General features: G+C 57.4%; 21 protein-coding genes. 15 read left to right on the top strand and 6 right to left on the bottom strand.

The annotated features are described in order from the left end of the window. Window positions 1-164 precede the first annotated feature (164 nt). Window positions 165-1,418: a serine hydroxymethyltransferase gene (gene glyA / locus M2433_RS12950; RefSeq protein WP_008502165.1), complete on the top strand. Its 1,254-nt coding sequence runs from the start codon at window positions 165-167 to the stop codon at window positions 1,416-1,418. Window positions 1,419-1,473: 55 nt separating this feature from the next. On the opposite strand, the gene M2433_RS12945 is transcribed toward glyA, so the two are convergent. Beyond that, the gene (locus M2433_RS12945; protein ID WP_429053873.1) at window positions 1,474-1,896 is read right to left on the bottom strand and encodes a DoxX family protein; all 423 of its coding nucleotides are present in this window, start codon (window positions 1,894-1,896) and stop codon (window positions 1,474-1,476) included. A gap of 173 nt (window positions 1,897-2,069) precedes the next feature. Here M2433_RS12945 and M2433_RS12940 point away from each other — a divergent pair, with 173 nt between their 5' ends. Continuing rightward, entirely contained in the window at window positions 2,070-3,215 is a 1,146-nt protein-coding gene (locus M2433_RS12940; RefSeq protein ID WP_429053875.1) for a 3-phenylpropionate MFS transporter, read from the top strand. Here M2433_RS12940 and csiE read toward each other — a convergent pair. Further along, on the bottom strand, window positions 3,210-4,487 hold the full coding sequence (gene csiE, locus M2433_RS12935; protein WP_429053878.1) for a stationary phase inducible protein CsiE: 1,278 nt from the start codon (window positions 4,485-4,487) through the stop codon (window positions 3,210-3,212). The genes M2433_RS12940 and csiE overlap by 6 nt on opposite strands. Window positions 4,488-4,612: 125 nt before the next feature. Between csiE and M2433_RS12930 the strand changes: the two genes are divergently transcribed. Both M2433_RS12930 and M2433_RS12925 read left to right on the top strand, forming a co-directional pair. Next, on the top strand, window positions 4,613-5,251 hold the full coding sequence (locus M2433_RS12930; RefSeq protein WP_429053880.1) for a DUF1007 family protein: 639 nt from the start codon (window positions 4,613-4,615) through the stop codon (window positions 5,249-5,251). Further along, window positions 5,242-6,222 carry a nickel/cobalt transporter gene (locus tag M2433_RS12925; RefSeq protein ID WP_429053882.1) on the top strand — a complete coding sequence of 327 codons (981 nt, stop codon included), beginning with the start codon at window positions 5,242-5,244 and terminating at the stop codon, window positions 6,220-6,222. Before M2433_RS12930 ends, M2433_RS12925 begins: the two co-directional genes overlap by 10 nt. A 40-nt stretch (window positions 6,223-6,262) precedes the next feature. Here M2433_RS12925 and suhB read toward each other — a convergent pair whose 3' ends face one another. Beyond that, on the bottom strand, window positions 6,263-7,066 hold the full coding sequence (suhB, locus tag M2433_RS12920) for an inositol-1-monophosphatase (protein WP_003860668.1): 804 nt from the start codon (window positions 7,064-7,066) through the stop codon (window positions 6,263-6,265). A gap of 131 nt (window positions 7,067-7,197) precedes the next feature. Here suhB and trmJ point away from each other — a divergent pair, with 131 nt between their 5' ends. The 11 genes from trmJ (at window position 7,198) to sseB (ending at window position 15,952) form a co-directional block, all read left to right on the top strand. Beyond that, window positions 7,198-7,926 (top strand): tRNA (cytosine(32)/uridine(32)-2'-O)-methyltransferase TrmJ, encoded by a 729-nt coding sequence (gene trmJ / locus M2433_RS12915; RefSeq protein ID WP_371182966.1) that lies wholly within the window; start codon window positions 7,198-7,200, stop codon window positions 7,924-7,926. Between the two features lie 219 nt (window positions 7,927-8,145). Next, the gene (gene iscR / locus M2433_RS12910) at window positions 8,146-8,637 is read left to right on the top strand and encodes a Fe-S cluster assembly transcriptional regulator IscR (RefSeq protein ID WP_024908641.1); all 492 of its coding nucleotides are present in this window, start codon (window positions 8,146-8,148) and stop codon (window positions 8,635-8,637) included. 117 nt (window positions 8,638-8,754) lie between these two features. Then, complete coding sequence (gene iscS, locus M2433_RS12905) at window positions 8,755-9,969, top strand: cysteine desulfurase (protein WP_008502157.1); 1,215 nt, start codon at window positions 8,755-8,757, stop codon at window positions 9,967-9,969. Window positions 9,970-9,993: 24 nt separating this feature from the next. Further along, complete coding sequence (gene iscU / locus M2433_RS12900) at window positions 9,994-10,380, top strand: Fe-S cluster assembly scaffold IscU (RefSeq protein ID WP_003860661.1); 387 nt, start codon at window positions 9,994-9,996, stop codon at window positions 10,378-10,380. A 13-nt stretch (window positions 10,381-10,393) separates the two neighbouring features. Continuing rightward, complete coding sequence (gene iscA, locus M2433_RS12895) at window positions 10,394-10,717, top strand: iron-sulfur cluster assembly protein IscA (RefSeq protein ID WP_003860659.1); 324 nt, start codon at window positions 10,394-10,396, stop codon at window positions 10,715-10,717. A gap of 79 nt (window positions 10,718-10,796) precedes the next feature. Then, entirely contained in the window at window positions 10,797-11,312 is a 516-nt protein-coding gene (gene hscB, locus M2433_RS12890; protein ID WP_429053891.1) for a co-chaperone HscB, read from the top strand. Window positions 11,313-11,326: 14 nt separating this feature from the next. Next, complete coding sequence (hscA, locus tag M2433_RS12885) at window positions 11,327-13,177, top strand: Fe-S protein assembly chaperone HscA (protein ID WP_429053894.1); 1,851 nt, start codon at window positions 11,327-11,329, stop codon at window positions 13,175-13,177. 1 nt (window position 13,178) lies between these two features. Beyond that, a complete protein-coding gene (fdx, locus tag M2433_RS12880) occupies window positions 13,179-13,514 on the top strand; it encodes an ISC system 2Fe-2S type ferredoxin (protein ID WP_003860652.1) in 336 nt (111 codons plus the stop codon). A 1-nt stretch (window position 13,515) separates the two neighbouring features. Beyond that, window positions 13,516-13,716 carry a Fe-S cluster assembly protein IscX gene (gene iscX / locus M2433_RS12875; protein ID WP_003860650.1) on the top strand — a complete coding sequence of 67 codons (201 nt, stop codon included), beginning with the start codon at window positions 13,516-13,518 and terminating at the stop codon, window positions 13,714-13,716. Between the two features lie 60 nt (window positions 13,717-13,776). Beyond that, on the top strand, window positions 13,777-15,063 hold the full coding sequence (gene pepB, locus M2433_RS12870; RefSeq protein ID WP_429053900.1) for an aminopeptidase PepB: 1,287 nt from the start codon (window positions 13,777-13,779) through the stop codon (window positions 15,061-15,063). A gap of 112 nt (window positions 15,064-15,175) precedes the next feature. Next, the gene (gene sseB / locus M2433_RS12865) at window positions 15,176-15,952 is read left to right on the top strand and encodes an enhanced serine sensitivity protein SseB (protein WP_429053901.1); all 777 of its coding nucleotides are present in this window, start codon (window positions 15,176-15,178) and stop codon (window positions 15,950-15,952) included. A gap of 17 nt (window positions 15,953-15,969) precedes the next feature. Here the strand turns inward: sseB and M2433_RS12860 are convergent, their stop codons facing one another. From M2433_RS12860 to M2433_RS12850, 3 genes are all read right to left on the bottom strand, one after another. Beyond that, on the bottom strand, window positions 15,970-16,740 hold the full coding sequence (locus M2433_RS12860; RefSeq protein ID WP_429053904.1) for a MurR/RpiR family transcriptional regulator: 771 nt from the start codon (window positions 16,738-16,740) through the stop codon (window positions 15,970-15,972). Continuing rightward, the gene (sseA, locus tag M2433_RS12855; RefSeq protein WP_429053907.1) at window positions 16,740-17,585 is read right to left on the bottom strand and encodes a 3-mercaptopyruvate sulfurtransferase; all 846 of its coding nucleotides are present in this window, start codon (window positions 17,583-17,585) and stop codon (window positions 16,740-16,742) included. The genes M2433_RS12860 and sseA overlap by 1 nt, the downstream gene beginning before the upstream one ends. Window positions 17,586-17,675: 90 nt before the next feature. Then, a complete protein-coding gene (locus M2433_RS12850; protein WP_429053910.1) occupies window positions 17,676-19,043 on the bottom strand; it encodes a 6-phospho-alpha-glucosidase in 1,368 nt (455 codons plus the stop codon).

Raw genomic sequence — 19,043 nt, 5'->3', positions numbered from 1 at the left:
GCTTTATTCCTCAAACCCTTGCGTGGCGCGAAGGAAAACGTTTGCGTAAAATCGTTTGTCAAGACCTGTTATCACAGAACTAATCAGTTATACTGTTGCCCGTCGTCCAACAGGACTGCCTTTTCAGGCCAAAATTTACTTGTTAGCTGAGTCAGGAGATGCGGATGTTAAAGCGTGAAATGAACATTGCCGATTATGATGCCGAACTGTGGCAGGCTATGGAGCAGGAAAAAGTACGTCAGGAAGAGCACATCGAACTGATCGCCTCCGAAAACTACACCAGCCCGCGCGTTATGCAGGCGCAGGGTTCTCAGCTGACCAACAAATATGCTGAAGGTTACCCGGGCAAACGCTACTACGGCGGTTGCGAGTACGTTGATATCGTTGAGCAGCTGGCTATCGACCGTGCGAAAGAACTCTTTGGCGCTGACTATGCGAACGTCCAGCCGCACTCTGGCTCTCAGGCTAACTTCGCGGTCTACACCGCGCTGCTGCAGCCGGGCGATACCGTTCTGGGTATGAACCTGGCGCAGGGCGGCCACCTGACTCACGGCTCCCCGGTTAACTTCTCCGGCAAACTGTACAACATCATCCCTTACGGTATTGATGAGTCCGGTAAAATTGACTACGAAGACATGGCTAAGCAGGCCAAAGAGCACAAGCCGAAGATGATCATCGGTGGTTTCTCTGCTTATTCCGGTATCGTGGACTGGGCAAAAATGCGTGAAATCGCAGACAGCATCGGCGCTTACCTGTTCGTCGACATGGCGCACGTTGCCGGTCTGATTGCCGCAGGCGTTTACCCGAACCCGGTTCCACACGCTCACGTTGTGACCACCACCACCCACAAAACCCTGGCGGGACCACGCGGTGGCCTGATCCTGGCGAAAGGCGGTGACGAAGAGCTGTACAAAAAACTGAACTCCGCCGTGTTCCCAAGCGCGCAGGGCGGCCCGCTGATGCACGTTATCGCGGCAAAAGCGGTAGCACTGAAAGAAGCGATGGAGCCAGAGTTCAAGGTTTACCAGCAGCAGGTTGCCAAAAACGCCAAAGCGATGGTGGAAGTGTTCCTGAACCGTGGCTACAAAGTGGTGTCCGGCGGCACTGAAAACCACCTGTTCCTGCTGGATCTGGTTGATAAGAACCTGACCGGTAAAGAAGCTGACGCTGCCCTGGGCCGCGCCAACATCACCGTGAACAAAAACAGCGTGCCAAACGATCCGAAGAGCCCGTTCGTGACCTCCGGTATCCGTATCGGTTCTCCGGCCGTGACTCGCCGCGGCTTTAAAGAAGCGGAAGTGAAAGAGTTGGCTGGCTGGATGTGTGACGTTCTGGACAATATTAATGACGAAGCGGTTATCGAGCGCGTTAAAGGTAAAGTTCTGGATATCTGCGCACGCTTCCCGGTTTACGCGTAATTCCTCTGCTGTACAGAAATATAAAAAGGCCGCACTTGCGGCCTTTTTTTATGGCTTAACGCCTGTCCAGGGAGATGGCGCCGGGGCCCACTATTGCCAGTAAAATAAAGGCACCCGCAATACTGATATTCTTGTAGAAGTTGATCATATTCGGTACGACCGCATCACCGGTCATATCCCAGTAGTGATGACCAATTACCGCGGTGCCCAGCGTGTAGAACACAAACAGTACCGCGAGAGGACGGGTGAAAAAGCCCAGTACGATCAGGATGGCGGCAGGCACTTCCATCACTACCGCAATAATGGCCGCCAGCACGGGCATCGGCGTGCCCAGCGACGTCATATATTGTACGGTGCCGCTAAACCCCGTCAGTTTTGGATAACCAAAAATAATAAACAGCACGACAAGCGCGATGCGGCCGATCAACAGCAGCAGGTGACGCGACTGACCAAAATCGAGATAACGAAGTGAGTTCATGGCAGAAATACCTCTGCAAGTGGAGTAATTTAAACGTAATACACATTTCCATTCCCTGCCATAAGCCAGACGACTGCACAACATGTTAATTTTTCGTTAATTTATAGCAGGCTATCGACTTGCTTAATTTTTATATTCTCGCCAGACTATGGCCTCGATTTCGGGAGGGATTCATGGTCTTGCATTCCACGCGCTGGCTGGCGCTCAGTTATTTCACCTATTTCTTTAGCTACGGTATTTTTCTGCCTTTCTGGAGCGTCTGGCTCAAGGGTATCGGCCTGACTCCTGAGACCATCGGTGTCCTTTTGGGGGCCGGGCTGGTGGCGCGTTTCCTCGGCAGCCTGCTGATTGCCCCGCGCGTGAGCGATCCCTCCTTACTGATCAAGGCTGTGCGCATTCTTGCGCTGCTGACGCTGGTCTTTGTGGCCTGCTTCTGGGTCAGTCACCAGTTTGCCTGGCTAATGGTGGTGATGGTTGGCTTTAACCTCTTCTTCTCACCGCTAGTGCCGCTGACGGATGCCCTGGCGAACACCTGGCAAAAGCAGATCACCATGGACTACGGTCGTGTGCGCCTGTGGGGATCCATTGCGTTTGTGATTGGCTCTGCGCTGGTGGGCAAACTGGTCAGCCTTTACGATTACCGCGCCATTCTTGCCCTGTTGAGCATCGGTATTGCCTCTATGCTGCTGGGCATGCTGCTGCGGCCGTCGATAATGCCGCAAGGGGAAAGCCGTCATCAGGAGAGCGCAGGCTGGCCTGCCTGGCGAAGCCTGGTTACACAAAGCTGGCGTTTTCTGGCCTGTGTTTGTCTGCTTCAGGGGGCACACGCGGCGTACTATGGGTTCAGCGCCATCTACTGGCAGGGGGCGGGATATTCTGCTTCTGCCGTTGGCTACCTGTGGTCCCTGGGCGTGGTGGCCGAAGTGGTTATATTCGCGCTGAGCAAAAAGCTGTTCCGTCGCTTTGGCGCGCGTGACCTGCTGCTCCTTTCCGCCGTGTGCGGCGTGGCGCGCTGGGGCATCATGGGCTGGACGACCGATCTGCCGTGGCTGATCGTGGCGCAAATTCTTCACTGCGGCACGTTTACCGTGTGTCATCTGGCGGCGATGCGCTATATCGCTGCGCGCGAAGGCGGGGACGTTATTCGTCTGCAGGCGGTGTATTCGGCAGTTGCGATGGGAGGCAGTATTGCGATCATGACGGTCTTTGCGGGGTTCCTCTATCAGCACCTGGGGCATGGCGTCTTCTGGGTGATGGCGCTAGTCGCCTTACCCGCAATCGTTGTGCGCCCTAAAGTGGCCGCTCGCGCATCGCTATGATTCCAGCATGGCGCGAATATGTTCTTGCTGCTGCGCGTTCAGTGTCTCAACGGCGTGAATCAACGGCGGCGAGAACAGCGGCAGGGCAGTAGGGTAGGGGGTGATAACCAGCGCGGCCTCGCGCGGTGCCCCCTCTTTCTGGAAAGCCTGCAGCGTCAGGTAGCGAATGTTGAGCGGCAGCAGCGTCAGCTCGCGAAGCTGCTGTTCAATCAGATCCTCACTGGCTTTATCGTCTCCCGTCAGCAGGATCACCTGCTTTTCGTGCAGATCGGTCTCCTGCATCAGCCAGGCGCCGAAAATCACCGCGACAAGGCTCATCTCCTCATCGGAAAAGCGCAGCCCAAACTCCGCTTCCAGCTCAAACAATGCTTCCTTCGTGGTGCGTAACAGCCGGGGATAGAGACGATGGATCTCCTCCGGCAGGCTATTGTCGATGCCGATCTCAAACAGCGAGCGGTCCAACGCCTGAGCAAGATGGATATAGAGCTGATCGGTCAGCCCTTGCTCATCGCTGAAGTTCATCCCGGTCTGCGAGCGAAAACGCGCCACCATGCGCACGATGGCCCGGCGCAAGCGTTGGTCCTGCTGGTGTTTATCGAGCACCGGATCGGGCGTGCGGAGCATCATAAACAGCAGCGCCAGAAACAGCTGTTCATCCCCGTGAGCACCCTGCGGGACGCGCCGTTTCCAGTGGCGCACAATCTCCTGCGCCGTAAAATACTCCCCTCTTGACTGAGTCCAGCTGCGCTGAGTGTGGGAAAACTGCGGGGTATTCCCCATCTGGTGCTGAATAAGACAGTATTGCAGATAGAGCTGTAAAAACTGGACGTCGCGGCATTCAAACTGGCGCTGGAGCTTGCGCGAACAAAAGTTGATCAGCGCCCGCAGGTTCGCATCGTCGTAAAGCGGCCGTGCGATGCCGTGCTGTTTAAGCGCGGTTTTTAATGCGGGAGTAAACTGGAGTGAGACGAACTGCGGGCACAGCCGCAGCGCCCGGCGCAGCCAGTGCAGCAGGCATAAACGCTGATTCAGGGCGGTGCCTTCAATCCGGTAGCTGCCGTCGAGGTGCGTGACGATATCAAGCCGATGATAGCGCTGGATTTCATCGCGCGTCTCGGCTATATCTTGCCGTGCCATCGCGTCGTCCACGCCGTTGGCAGCGATTATGCTCTGTGCGGTGACGGCAGCATCGGGCAGGTAAAGCATTAAAAGCACCTGGCAGCGGCGCTGCGAACTGGAAAGCACAGATGGAATTTCAAGCGTCGTCATCATCTGTCGGGTATCCAGTGTGAATGTTTGATAAGAATAGCTAAAGGATGGGCGCTGAAAAGCGCGCCGGCAGGCCTTTCATTCAGGATTGCTGGGGAACATCACAGAATTTTTGACGTGAGGAATTGATGCAAACAGTTAAACAAAGCGCGATGGCGTTATTTTTGGCGGTTATCACCTTTGCCGTCAGCGCACATCCTCACAGTTTTATTGGCCTCAAAACCGAGCTGGTCACCGACGGCACGCAGCTGAGCGGCCTGAAAATGCGCTGGACGATGGATGAAATCACCTCGGCGGATCTGCTCTATGATGCGGGAAACGCAAAGCCTGGCGATGAGATCTGGAAAAAACTGGCGGCAGAAGTGATGGCCAACGTGCTCGGTCAGCACTATTTCACCGAGTTCTGGCATAACGGACAAAAGGTCAAATTTCTTAACCGGCCCACGGAATACGGTATGACGCGAGACGGGCATCAGGCGGTGCTGACATTTATTCTCCCGCTGGCACATCCTCAGCCGCTGGCAGGGCAAAAGTATCGTTTCTCCACCTTTGACCCCACCTACTATGTCGATATGAGCTACGCCGAGGACAGCGACGTGCAGCTTCCGGCATCGCTACAAAAGAAATGCAAGCTTACCGTCCACACGCCAAAGCCCAGCGAAGAGACGCTGAACTTTGCGGTCTCTCTCGATAAGGAAGATGCACCGCCTGAGGACATGGAGTTGGGTAAACAGTTTGCGCAGGAGGTAACGCTACAATGTCAGTGATCGCTTCACCAGTTCGAAAACCGCGCCGCTGGCTGCACCTCTGGCCGCTGGCGCTCTTTTTGCTGTTCGCGGTTTGCGGCGTGCTATGGCTGTGGCAAGCCTGGCCGCAGGTGATGATGAAAAGCATCATCTGGCAGCGTGAGGTCAACCAGCAGATGAGCGGGCTGCTGAAGGCGGTGGCGGAGAACCCGACAAAAGCGGGCGGTTCCCTGCTGGCGTTCAGTTTTATCTATGGCGTTCTGCACGCGCTGGGGCCGGGACACGGCAAAATCGTCATCACTACCTGGCTTGCCACTCACCCGTCAAAGCTGAAATCGAGTATCGGCCTGACGCTGGCCTCTTCGCTGCTTCAGGGGGGCGTGGCGATTGCGCTGGTTGTTGTTGTGCTGTCACTTTTGCAGCTTCCCGCGCGCCAGCTGCACATGAGCAGCTTCTGGCTGGAGAAGGGAAGTTACGCGCTGGTAGGCGTGCTGGGGCTGATTCTCTGCTGGCGGGCGCTTAAAAAGCTGCGCATGCTGCTGCAAAAGCCGAAATTCAAGACCTTTACGCCGCACCACGTGCATGATGAAAAATGCGGCTGCGGGCATCAGCATCTGCCCACGCAGGAACAATTACAGAACGGCGACGACTGGCGCGCGCGGCTGATGATTGTTCTCTCGATGGGGATGCGCCCGTGCTCGGGGGCGATCATGGTGCTGCTGTTCAGTAAGGTAATCGGCGTGTTTGGCTGGGGAATGTTGTCCGCGCTGGCGATGGCGGCAGGAACGTCTCTCACCATTTCGTCTTTAGCGCTGCTGGTACACAGCTTTCGTCAGCTGGCGGTTAAACTCAGCGGCAATAAAACGCCGGTGCTATGGCGGCAGGTTGGCTGGACAACGCTCGCGCTGGCGGGCGGCGTGATTCTGCTGGTGGCGGCGGTGACGATGTGGATGAGCGCGGTGCCGGTGGGGAGGGGATTGCGGTCGTTTTAGTGGGGATCCCCTCTCCCACAGGGAGAGGGGATGACCGGGATTAACGCTTCAGCGCATCACTCAGTTCATCACGCATGTTTGCCAGCATGGCTTTAACAACGCGTGGGTTACCCGCAACGATGTTGCCGGTAGACATGTAGTTATGGCCGCCGGTGAAATCGCATACGATCGCACCTGCTTCACGTGCGATCAGCTCGCCCGCTGCAAAATCCCACGGCTTCAGTGACAGCTCGAAGTAACCATCAACGCGGCCGGTCGCAACGTAGGCCAGATCCAGCGCAGCAGAACCGGTGCGGCGGAAGTCGGCGCATTCGGTAAACAGTTTGCCCAGGATATTCATATAGGTGGTCGCGTGCTGTTTCGCCTTGAACGGGAAGCCGGTCGCCAGGATGGTACCGTCCAGATCGCGTGCATTGCTGCAGCGCAGACGGTAGCCGTTCAGCTGTGCGCCCTGACCGCGGGTGGCGGTGAACAGTTCGTTACGCATTGGATCGTAAACAACAGCGACTTCAGTACGGCCTTTGATGCGTACTGCGATAGACACAGAGAAGTGTGGCAGGCGTTTGACGAAGTTGGTGGTGCCATCCAGTGGATCGATAACCCATTGAACATCCTGATCGGTACCTTCATGTTCACCGCTTTCTTCGGTGATGATGGTGTGCTGCGGGTAAGATTTGCGGATCGTTTCGATAATAATCGCTTCTGCGGCTTTATCGACGTTAGTCACGAAATCATTGCTGCCTTTCTGGCTGGTTTCTACGGAGTCTGGCGTTTCGTAGTGTTTGGCAATTACATTACCCGCCTTGCGCGCTGCGCGCACGGCGATGGTCAGCATCGGATGCATCGGTCTCTCTCACTGGATGTTAAAGAACAGGAAAATCGGCGCAGAGTATAGCAGCGGGATCGGATTATGTCTCCCGTTTATGATAATATGCCGGAATATTCTTCAGACACTGAATTCATACATTAAAAATTATGCTGCAAAACATTCGAATCGTGCTGGTCGAAACATCGCACACCGGCAACATGGGCTCCGTGGCCCGCGCTATGAAAACCATGGGCTTAACGAATCTCTGGCTGGTTAACCCGCTGGTAAAACCCGACTCGCAGGCTATTGCTCTGGCGGCCGGTGCCAGCGACGTGATCGGCAATGCGCAGATCGTCGACACCCTTGACGAAGCCCTGGCCGGTTGCAGCCTGGTGGTGGGAACCAGCGCGCGCTCGCGTACGCTGCCGTGGCCAATGCTCGATCCGCGTGAATGCGGCCTGAAAAGTGTCTCAGAAGCCGAACAAGCACCGGTTGCGCTGGTGTTCGGCCGCGAGCGCGTTGGCCTGACCAACGACGAACTGCAGAAGTGCCATTACCACGTGGCGATTGCGGCGAACCCGGAGTACAGCTCGCTGAACCTGGCGATGGCGGTGCAGGTTATCGCCTATGAAGTGCGTATGGCGTGGCTGGCAACCCAGGAGAAAGGCAGCGCGGAGCCGCAGGAAGAAACTGCCTACCCGCTGGTGGACGACCTTGAGCGTTTCTATGGCCACCTGGAGCAGACGCTGCTCTCAACCGGTTTTATCCGTGAAGGTCACCCGGGACAGGTGATGAACAAGCTGCGCCGTCTGTTCACCCGCGCCCGCCCGGAAAGCCAGGAGCTGAACATCCTGCGCGGGATTCTGGCGTCGATTGAGCAGAAGAATAAAGAATAGTGCCGGTTTTTTTTCTCCCTCTCCCCGTGGGAGAGGGCCGGGGTGAGGGCATCAGGCCGCACCCAGGTAAAACGGCACAGAAGGTTAAATACCTGACTAAAACAGTCAAGTAAATAGTTGACCATTTTAGTCAGGAATGTCAGACTTGGCCCTGCTATGCAATACCCCATTTTACTATAAAAAACCCCGGGCAGGGGCGAGTTTGAGGTTAAGTAAGACATGAGACTGACATCTAAAGGGCGTTATGCCGTGACCGCGATGCTGGACGTTGCGCTCAACTCCGAAGCGGGCCCGGTTCCGTTGGCTGATATTTCTGAACGACAAGGGATCTCCCTCTCTTATCTGGAACAGCTGTTCTCCAGACTGCGTAAAAATGGACTGGTTTCCAGCGTTCGTGGCCCAGGCGGCGGTTATCTGCTGGGTAAAGACGCGGGCAGTATTGCAGTTGGCGAAGTGATTAGCGCAGTTGACGAATCCGTTGACGCGACCCGTTGCCAGGGTAAAGGCGGCTGCCAGGGCGGGGATAAGTGCCTGACCCACGCGCTGTGGCGCGATCTGAGCGACCGTCTGACCGGCTTCCTGAACAACATCACCCTCGGTGAGCTGGTGAATAACCAGGAAGTTCTGGACGTATCAGGCCGTCAGCACAGCCAGGATTCCCAACGCAGCACCCGCGCGCAGGACGCTATCGACGTCAAACTGCGCGCGTAATAAAAAGATAAGTATTTCAGAATCAGGCCGGGGCGAAGCTGCCCCGCGTACTCGGTCGTACATCCAGCCGGTTGCCTGATTCCTTGCATTGAAGCGATGTACGGAGTTTATAGAGCAATGAAATTACCGATTTATCTCGACTACTCCGCAACCACGCCGGTGGACCCGCGTGTTGCCGAGAAAATGATGCAGTGTCTGACCCTGGACGGAAACTTTGGTAACCCAGCTTCCCGTTCACACCGTTTTGGCTGGCATGCTGAAGAGGCAGTTGATATCGCCCGTAATCAGATTGCCGACCTGGTGGGCGCCGACCCGCGTGAGATTGTTTTCACCTCCGGTGCGACCGAATCCGACAACCTGGCGATCAAAGGTGCAGCCAACTTTTATCAGAAAAAAGGCAAGCACATCATCACCAGCAAAACCGAACACAAAGCCGTGCTGGACACCTGCCGTCAGCTGGAGCGTGAAGGGTACGAAGTGACTTACCTGGCACCACAGAGCAACGGTATTATTGACCTGAAAGAGCTCGAAGCGGCCATGCGTGATGACACCATTCTGGTTTCCATCATGCACGTCAACAACGAAATCGGCGTGGTACAAGACATCGCGACCATCGGCGAAATGTGCCGCGCGCGCGGTATCATCTACCACGTTGACGCGACCCAGAGCGTGGGCAAACTGCCTATCGACCTGAGTCAGCTGAAAGTGGATCTGATGTCCTTCTCCGGCCACAAAATCTATGGCCCGAAAGGCATCGGCGCGCTGTACGTTCGTCGTAAACCGCGTATCCGCATCGAAGCACAGATGCACGGTGGCGGTCACGAGCGCGGCATGCGTTCCGGTACGCTGCCTGTTCACCAGATCGTGGGCATGGGCGAAGCTTACCGCATTGCAAAAGAAGAGATGGAAACCGAGATGGCACGCCTGCGCACGCTGCGTAACCGTCTGTGGGACGGCGTGAAGGATATGGAAGAAGTGTATCTGAACGGCGATCTCGAGCAGGGCGCTCCGAACATCCTCAACGTCAGCTTCAACTATGTTGAAGGCGAATCGCTGATTATGGCCCTGAAAGACCTGGCGGTTTCTTCCGGTTCTGCCTGTACGTCTGCAAGCCTTGAGCCATCCTACGTGCTGCGCGCGCTGGGTATGACTGACGAGCTGGCACACAGCTCTATCCGTTTCTCTTTAGGTCGTTTCACTACCGAAGAAGAGATTGACTACACCATCAAGCTGGTTCGCAACTCCATTGGCCGTCTGCGCGACCTTTCTCCACTGTGGGAAATGTTCAAGCAGGGCGTGGATCTGAACAGCATTGAATGGTCACATCACTAATCGGTACATAAGGAGAATTCAATCATGGCATACAGCGAAAAAGTCATCGATCATTACGAAAACCCGCGCAACGTTGGCTCTTTTGACAACAGCGACGAATCTGTCGGTAGCGGCATGGTTGGCGCACCGGCGTGTGGCGACGTGATGAAGTTGCAGATTAAAGTCAACAATGAAGGTATCATTGAAGACGCGCGCTTCAAGACCTACGGCTGCGGTTCTGCTATTGCGTCCAGCTCCCTGGTGACCGAATGGGTGAAGGGCAAGTCTCTGGACGAAGCACAGGCAATCAAGAACACGGATATTGCTGAAGAACTCGAACTGCCACCGGTGAAAATTCACTGTTCTATTCTGGCAGAAGACGCGATCAAAGCCGCCATTGCGGATTACAAAAGCAAACGTGAAGCAAAATAATTGAGGTTTGAGTATGTCGATTACCCTTAGCGACAGCGCTGCCGCGCGAGTAAGCTCTTTTCTGGCGAACCGTGGTAAAGGCTTTGGCCTGCGACTGGGCGTACGTACCTCCGGCTGTTCTGGTATGGCTTACGTACTGGAGTTTGTTGATGAGCCGGCGTCTGACGACACCGTGTTTGAAGACAAAGGCGTGAAGGTGGTGGTCGATGGCAAAAGCCTGCAATTCCTCAACGGCACTCAGCTGGACTTCGTCAAAGAAGGCCTGAATGAAGGGTTCAAATTCACGAACCCGAACGTCAAAGACGAGTGTGGTTGCGGCGAAAGCTTCCACGTTTAACCGCGCGTCATCCGAAACCCCACCGTGGCTTACCTGCTACGCGTGGGGTTTGTTCTAACAGGCTACCCCTGAGATTGTTATGGATTACTTCACTCTCTTCGGACTACCCGCTCAATACCCGATCGATCTCCAGACGCTGACGATCCGTTTTCAGGATCTGCAACGTCAGTATCATCCGGATAAATTCGCCAGTGGTACGCAGTCAGAGCAACTGGCTGCGGTCTCGCACTCTGCGACCATCAACCAGGCCTGGCAGACGCTGCGCCATCCGCTGGCGCGTGCAGAATATCTGCTTTCGCTCCACGGCTTTGATCTCGCGAGCGAACAGCACACCGTGCGCGACACCGCGTTTCTGATGGAACAGCTGGAGCTTCGCGAAGAGCTCGATGAGATTGAACAGGCCAAAGACGAAGCGCGTCTGGAAAGCTTTATCACGCGCGTGAAGGGCATGTTCGATACCCGCCATCAGCAGATGGTGGAGCAACTGAACAACGAGACCTGGGACGTGGCGGCAGATACTGTGCGCAAACTCCGTTTTCTCGATAAACTGCGAAGCAGTGCTGAACAACTCGAAGAAAAGCTGCTCGATTTTTAATTTCGGAAGCAATTATGGCCTTATTACAAATTAGTGAGCCTGGCTTAAGTGCCACACCGCACCAGCGTCGTCTGGCGGTGGGTATCGATCTGGGCACCACCAATTCCCTCGTGGCGACCGTGCGTAGCGGCCAGGCGGAAACCCTGGCTGACGAGCAGGGCCGCCATCTGCTGCCTTCCGTGGTCCACTACCAGCAGCAGGGTCACGCGGTAGGCTATGACGCCCGCGCCAACGCCGCGCGCGATCCGGCCAACACCATCAGCTCCGTGAAGCGCATGATGGGCCGCTCGCTGGCCGATATCCAGACCCGCTACCCGCATCTGCCTTATCAGCTGCAGGCCAGTGAAAACGGCCTGCCGATGATCGCGACGGCGGCAGGCCTTCTGAACCCGATTCGTGTTTCTGCTGATATCCTCAAAGCGCTGGCGGCCCGCGCGACGGCGACGCTTGGCGGCGATCTGGACGGCGTGGTCATTACCGTTCCGGCCTACTTTGACGACGCACAGCGTCAGGGCACCAAAGACGCCGCGCGTCTGGCGGGCCTGCACGTGCTGCGCCTGCTGAATGAACCGACGGCGGCGGCGATTGCCTACGGCCTCGACTCCGGTCAGGAAGGTGTGATTGCGGTTTACGACCTCGGCGGCGGCACCTTTGATATTTCGATCCTGCGCTTAAGCCGCGGGGTATTTGAAGTGCTGGCGACCGGTGGGGATTCCGCGCTGGGCGGCGATGACTTCGACCATCTGCTGGCGGATTACATCCGCCAGCAGGCTGGCATCAGCGATCGCAGCGATGCTCGCGTTCAGCGTGAACTGCTGGATGCGGCTATCGACGCCAAAATCGCCCTGAGCGATGCGCAGACGGTATCTGTTAACGTTGCGGGCTGGCAGGGCGACATCACCCGCGACCAGTTCAGCGATCTGATTGCCCCGCTGGTGAAACGCACCTTGCTGGCCTGCCGTCGCGCATTGAAGGATGCGGGCGTTGAGGCGAACGAGGTGCTGGAAGTGGTCATGGTGGGCGGCTCCACCCGCGTACCGCTGGTACGTGAACGCGTGGGCGAGTTCTTTGGCCGCACGCCGCTGACCTCCATCGACCCGGACAAAGTGGTCGCCGTGGGCGCCGCAATCCAGGCCGATATCCTGGTCGGCAACAAGCCGGACAGCGAAATGCTGCTGCTGGACGTCATCCCGCTGTCGCTGGGGTTAGAAACCATGGGCGGCCTGGTGGAGAAAGTGATCCCGCGTAATACCACCATCCCGGTGGCGCGCGCGCAGGAGTTCACCACCTTTAAAGACGGCCAGACCGCGATGTCCATCCACGTGATGCAGGGCGAGCGCGAGCTGGTGCAGGACTGCCGCTCGCTGGCGCGCTTTGCGCTGCGCGGAATTCCGGCGCTGCCTGCGGGCGGGGCGCATATTCGCGTTACCTTCCAGGTGGATGCGGACGGCCTGCTGAGCGTCACGGCGATGGAAAAATCGACCGGCGTTGAATCGTCCATCCAGGTGAAGCCGTCCTACGGCCTGACCGATGGCGAAATCGCCTCTATGATTCAGGATTCAATGAGCTACGCCGAGCAGGATGTGAAGGCGCGTATGCTGGCGGAACAGAAAGTGGAAGCCGCACGCGTGCTGGAGAGCCTGAACGGCGCGCTCGCTGCCGATGCCGCGCTGTTAAGCGCCGCTGAGCGCCAGGTGATTGACGACGCTGCCGCGCGCTTAAGCGCAGTAGCAGATGGCAATGACGCTGACGCAATAGAAGAAGCCATTAAAAACGTTGATAAACAAACCCAGGACTTTGCTGCTCGCCGCATGGACAAATCTGTCCGCGTCGCGCTGAAAGGCCAGTCCGTGGACGAGGTTTAATATGCCAAAGATTGTAATTTTGCCTCATGCGGACCTCTGTCCGGATGGCGCTGTTCTGGAAGCGAAGACCGGTGAGACCATTCTCGATGTTGCCCTGCGTGCAGGTATCGAAGTGGAACACGCCTGTGAAAAATCCTGTGCCTGCACAACGTGCCACTGCATCGTGCGTGAAGGTTTTGACTCTCTCGCCGAGAGCACCGAAGACGAAGACGACATGCTGGATAAAGCATGGGGTCTGGAGCCAGACAGCCGCTTAAGCTGCCAGGCCGCGGTGACCGATGAAGATCTGGTCGTGGAATTCCCACGCTACACCATCAACCACGCACGCGAGCATTAATATGGGACTGAAGTGGACAGACAGCCGCGAAATCGGCGAAGCGCTCTACGACGCGAACCCGGATCTCGATCCGAAGACCGTACGATTCACCGACATGCACCAGTGGATCTGCGATTTAGAGGATTTCGACGACGATCCAAACGCATCCAATGAAAAAATTCTGGAGGCAATTCTGTTAGTCTGGTTAGATGAAGCAGAATAAATAACATAACGGGCTGCCTTCAGGCGGCCCGTTTGCTAGTTGCTAATAAGGAAAAATAAAATGACCGAAGCGATGAAGATTACGCTCTCGAATCAGCCTGCTGATGCGCGCTGGGGCGAGAAAGCCACCTGGAGCATTACTAACGACGGCATTACCCTGCACCTGACGGGCAACGATGATTTGGGCCTGATCCAGCGCGCCGCGCGTAAAATTGACGGGCTGGGCATTAAACACGTCTCTCTGGAAGGCGAAGGCTGGGACACCGACCGCAGCTGGGCATTCTGGGCAGGCTACAAAGGCCCGAAAGGCACCCGCAAAATTGAGTGGGCTAACCTTGATGAAGCCGGTCAGAAAGAGCTGGAAAGCCGCCTGAACATCATCGACTGGGTGCGCGACACCATTAACGCACCGGCGGAAGAGCTGGGACCGGAACAGCTGGCGCAGCGCGCGGTTGACCTGCTGTGCGGCGTGGCGGGCGAAAAAATGTCCTACCGCATCACCAAAGGTGAAGATCTGCGCGAGCAGAACTATATGGGCATCCACACCGTGGGGCGCGGTTCCGAGCGTCCTCCTGTACTGCTGGCGCTGGATTACAACCCAACCGGCGATAAAGCCGCGCCGGTCTTTGCCTGCCTGGTCGGTAAAGGCATCACCTTCGACACCGGCGGCTACAGCCTGAAGCAGAGCGCGTTCATGGACTCCATGAAGTCCGACATGGGCGGCGCGGCAACCATCACCGGCGCGCTGGCGTTTGCGATTACCCGCGGTCTGAACAAGCGCGTGAAGCTCTACCTGTGCTGCGCCGACAACATGGTCAGCGGTAACGCCTTCAAGCTGGGCGACATCATTCGCTACCGCAACGGCAAAAACGTTGAGGTGATGAACACCGACGCGGAAGGCCGCCTGGTGCTGGCCGATGGCCTGATCGACGCCTCTGTCCAGAAGCCAGAGCTGATTATCGACATGGCGACCCTGACCGGTGCGGCGAAAACCGCCCTGGGCAACGACTACCATGCGCTGTTCAGCTTCGACGACAAGCTGGCCGCGCGCCTGCTGGCAAGCGCTGCCGCAGAGAACGAGCCGTTCTGGCGCCTGCCGCTGGCCGAGTTCCACCGCAGCCAGCTGCCGTCTAACTTTGCCGAGCTGAACAACACCGCGAGCGCGGCGTACCCGGCGGGTGCAAGCACCGCAGCAGGCTTCCTGTCTCACTTCGTTGAGAACTACCATGAGGGCTGGCTGCACATTGACTGCTCCGCGACGTACCGTAAAGCGGCGGTTGAGCAGTGGTCCGCGGGCGCGACCGGTCTGGGCGTGCGTACCGTGGCGAACCTGCTGACGGCTGAGTAATCGTTGCCCCCTCATCCCAGCCCTCTCCCCAAAGGGGAGAGGGTGTTCAAATTCCCTCTCCCCTTTGGGGAGAGGGTTAGGGTGAGGGGGAAATGCATCATCTGGAATTGTTATGTCAGAAACCAAAAACGAATTAGAATCCCTGCTGGAGCAGGCGGCGACCGAGCCCGCCCACCGTCCGGCATTTTTCCGCAAGCTGCTGGAATCCACCGTCTGGGTGCCGGGCACCGCGGCGGAAGGTGAGCAGGTCGTAGAAGACAGCGCGCTGGATCTCCTGCACTGGGAGAAGGACGACGGCACCTCGGTGATCCCGTTCTTCACCTCGCTGGAAGCGCTGCAGAAAGCGGTAGAAGACGAACAGGCGTTTGTGGTGATGCCGGTGCGCACCCTGTTTGAAATGACGCTGGGCCAGACGCTGTTCCTCAACGCGAAGCTGCCGACCGGAAAAGAGTTCACGCCGCGTGAAATCAGCCATCTGATTGGCGAAGAGGGCAACCCGCTCAGCACTCAGGAAGTGCTGGAAGGGGGCGAAACGCTGCTGCTGTCTGAAGTGGCCGAGCCGCCCGCGCAGATGATCGACTCTCTGACCACGCTGTTCAAAACGCTCAAGCCCGTCAGGCGCGCGTTCCTCTGTTCTATTAAAGAGCGCGCGGACGAACAGCCCGTGCTGCTGATCGGTATTGAAGCCGATGGCGATATTGAGGATATCATTCAGGCGGCGGGAAGCGTGGCGACCGACACGCTGCCGGGCGATGAGCCGATTGATATCTGTCAGGTCAAGAACGGTGAGAAGGGCATCAGCCACTTTATTACCGAGCACATCACGCCGTTCTACGAGCGTCGCTGGGGCGGCTTCCTGCGCGATCTCAAAACCAACCGCATCATCTGATTACGGCGGGGTGAATATCACCCCGTTGCTTCCAGCAGCAGTAAATCCATCAGCAGCACCAGATTCGACTCAAACGACGTCACCCCCGCGGCTTCGGCGGCGAAGTGTACCGCTTCGTCATAGAGGGCAAAGTGCACGTCCGCCATTCCCGCCAGCGTATTGGCCGAGGCGCGGGTAAAGGCGACGATCGTCATGCCGACGTTTTTGGCTATCCGCGCTTTATCCAGCACCTGTTCCGTTTCACCGCTGCGCGAGACGGCAATAAATACCTGATAGCGTGCGGCGTTGCTGAGAAAAATATTCCGGCTGTCGCCCGGCCCGGAGATAAACGCCGTTTTGCCCAGCACCTGCAGTTTCTTGGTCAGATACTCGGCAAAGAGATAGGAAAAACCGGCGCCGTAGAGAAAGAAGCTCTCTTTCTGGCGCAGCAGGTCGGCAAACTGCTGGCGCTTCTCCTGCGTGACCCACCGGAAGGTGTGCTGATAGTTGGCGATAAACTGATTAAACAGCGCCGGGAGTTCTGGAAGGGAGGGCGCCTGAGCGGCAATATGCGGCGTGTCGGAAAGCAACTGCTTGCAGTGCCAGATAAACTCGCTAAAGCCGCTGAACCCCAGCTTTTGGCACAGCCGCATGATGGTGGCAGTTGATACGAACGTCGCCTGTGCCAGCTCGCGAACCGTAATCTTGCCCACCAGCAGTGGGTGCTCAGTGAGGTGGGCGAGGACGCGATACTCCGCGCGGGTCAGGGACGCCCCGCGCGTTAACAGCGTGGCCAGGCGGTTATCCATTACTTCGCCGGTTCAACCGGCAGGTCGTCGCGCGCGCCCCATTCGCTCCAGGCACCGTCGTAGAGCGTGACGTCGTTCGCACCGAGCGTGGCGAGCGCCAGAATCACCACGCAGGCCGTTACGCCGGAGCCGCAGCTGGCAATAACTGGACGGCGTAAATCCACGCCCGCACGGTCAAAAATAGCGCGCAGCTCGTCGGTGGTTTTCAGTTCGCCCTCAAACACCAGATCGCCCCACGGCACGTTCAGCGCGCCCGGAATATGGCCGCGCTTCAGCCCCGGACGCGGTTCGTCCGCTTCTGCATTAAAGCGTGGCGCAGGGCGGGCATCGACGATTTGCGCCGTTTTTTCATGGCTAACGACCAGCACGTCGGTCAGGCGTTTCACCACGTGCGCGTCGAAGGAGGCATCGAATTCGCCTTCCGGCAGCGTCACGTCGCCCTGCTGGAGCGGCAGCTCGTCGCGCTTCCAGCCTGCGAGGCCGCCCGCCAGAATCGAGACCTTTTCCACGCCGAAGTTTTTCAGCATCCACCACGCGCGCGGCGCCGAGAAGAGGTTACCTTCGTCATAAACAACGAGGTGTTTGTCTTTGCTGACGCCCAGCTCACGCATCGCCACGGAAAACGCTTCCGGGCGCGGCAGCATATGCGGCAGGGGAGAGGTGTGATCGGAGAGGGCTTCAATATCAAAAAATACCGCGCCAGGCAGGTGACCTGCGCGGTATTCAGCGGGAACGTCGCGATGCTCCTGGCCAGGAGGAGCCATACGCGCGTCAATAATCTGAACTTCCGGATCGTCGCCGTGCTCAATCAGCCAGTCGGCGGCGACAAAATATGAGGTGGACATGGGGTGCCTCCATTCTTTTCCGTAAAAAAGGATTGTCGGTGTTTTTTCTGACACCGACAAGCAAACCACGTTCAACTCGCGAGCAAGCCCCTATTTTTTCACCGTTTCGCCGTCCTGCCAGGCTTTTTGCAGCGCAGGCCAGTAGTCGCGGTTGGCCTCGATCATTTCGTCGAGAATTGTCTTCGCGTGTTCCATGGTCGGCACGGTGCGGTTAAGGGTAAATGCCTGAAGGGCTTTCTCGTAGCTTCCTTCGATAGTCGCCTCTACCAGAAGCTGTTCAGAGGCGAGCTGCTGTTGCAAAAGGGTCTGATGGAACAGCGGCACCTGGCCGACGCGAATCGGTTCCGGACCTTCGGAGGTGATATAAGCGGGCACTTCCACCACGGCATCGTAAGGCAGGTTGGTAATTGCACCGCGGTTTTCCACCATCACCAAATGGCGGCTCCGCAGGTTAAAGGCCAGCGAGCAGGCGACGTCAACGATGAATTCACCGTGCACGCCCACGTGGAAGGCATCCGGCAGGATCCCGGTGCGCTTATACTCTTCGGCGGCGGCGAACAGCTTTTTCTCGCGCCCGTCCATCACCTCATTGGCGCGGGTATAGTCCGGGTTCTGATGCTCCACAATCTGGTTCGGCATCAGGTAATACTGCAGGTACGGGTTCGGCAGATACTCCGGGAAGTTGTCCATAATCGGCTTGATATTGCGCCAGGTCTTCACCCATGAAGGATCGGAATGCTGCGGATCGGTTTTGGCCGCGTCTTCCGTCAGCAGGCCAAACTTCGCGATATGCTTACGCAGCTCCGGCAGCTTGTCCTCGCCGTCCACCAGCACGCGGGTAAACCAGCCGAAGTGGTTCAGGCCGAAGTAGTCGACCTCCAGCTTGCGGCGATCGACGCCCAGAATCGCCCCCATATTACGCATGGCAGCCACCGGCATATCGCAGATGTTCAGCACCCGTGCATTTGGCCGCAGGCGACGCACGCCCTCCGCGACGATCGCCGCCGGGTTGGAGTAGTTCACGATCCAGGCTTTCTCGTGCGCGTAGCGATCCACCAGATCGATAAGCTCGACCATCGGCAGGATCGTGCGCAGACCGTACGCCAGCCCGCCGGGTCCGCAGGTCTCCTGGCCTACCACGCCGTGGCGCAGCGGGATCTTTTCATCCTGCTCGCGCATCTTGTACTGGCCGACGCGCATCTGGGCGAAGACAAAATGCGCGCCGCTAAAGGCCACTTCCGGGTCGCTGGTGACGGTGAATTTGATGCTCTGACTGTGGTCGCGAATGACCTTCTCGACAACCGGCGCAATGGTGTTCTGACGCGCGTCGTCAATGTCGTAGAGGCGAATTTCGGCCAGCGGGAAATCCTGCAGACGCACCATCAGGCTTTTCACAATACCCGGCGTGTAGGTGCTGCCGCCGCCGGCAATCGACAGAATGAATGGGGGTGTAAACAT

It is taken from the genome of Enterobacter sp. AC1, assembly GCF_050434705.1.
Lineage (GTDB): Bacteria > Pseudomonadota > Gammaproteobacteria > Enterobacterales > Enterobacteriaceae > Enterobacter > Enterobacter cloacae_L.
The sequence above is the reverse complement of the archived record's forward strand: the minus strand, read 5'-3'. Positions and strand labels throughout refer to the sequence as shown.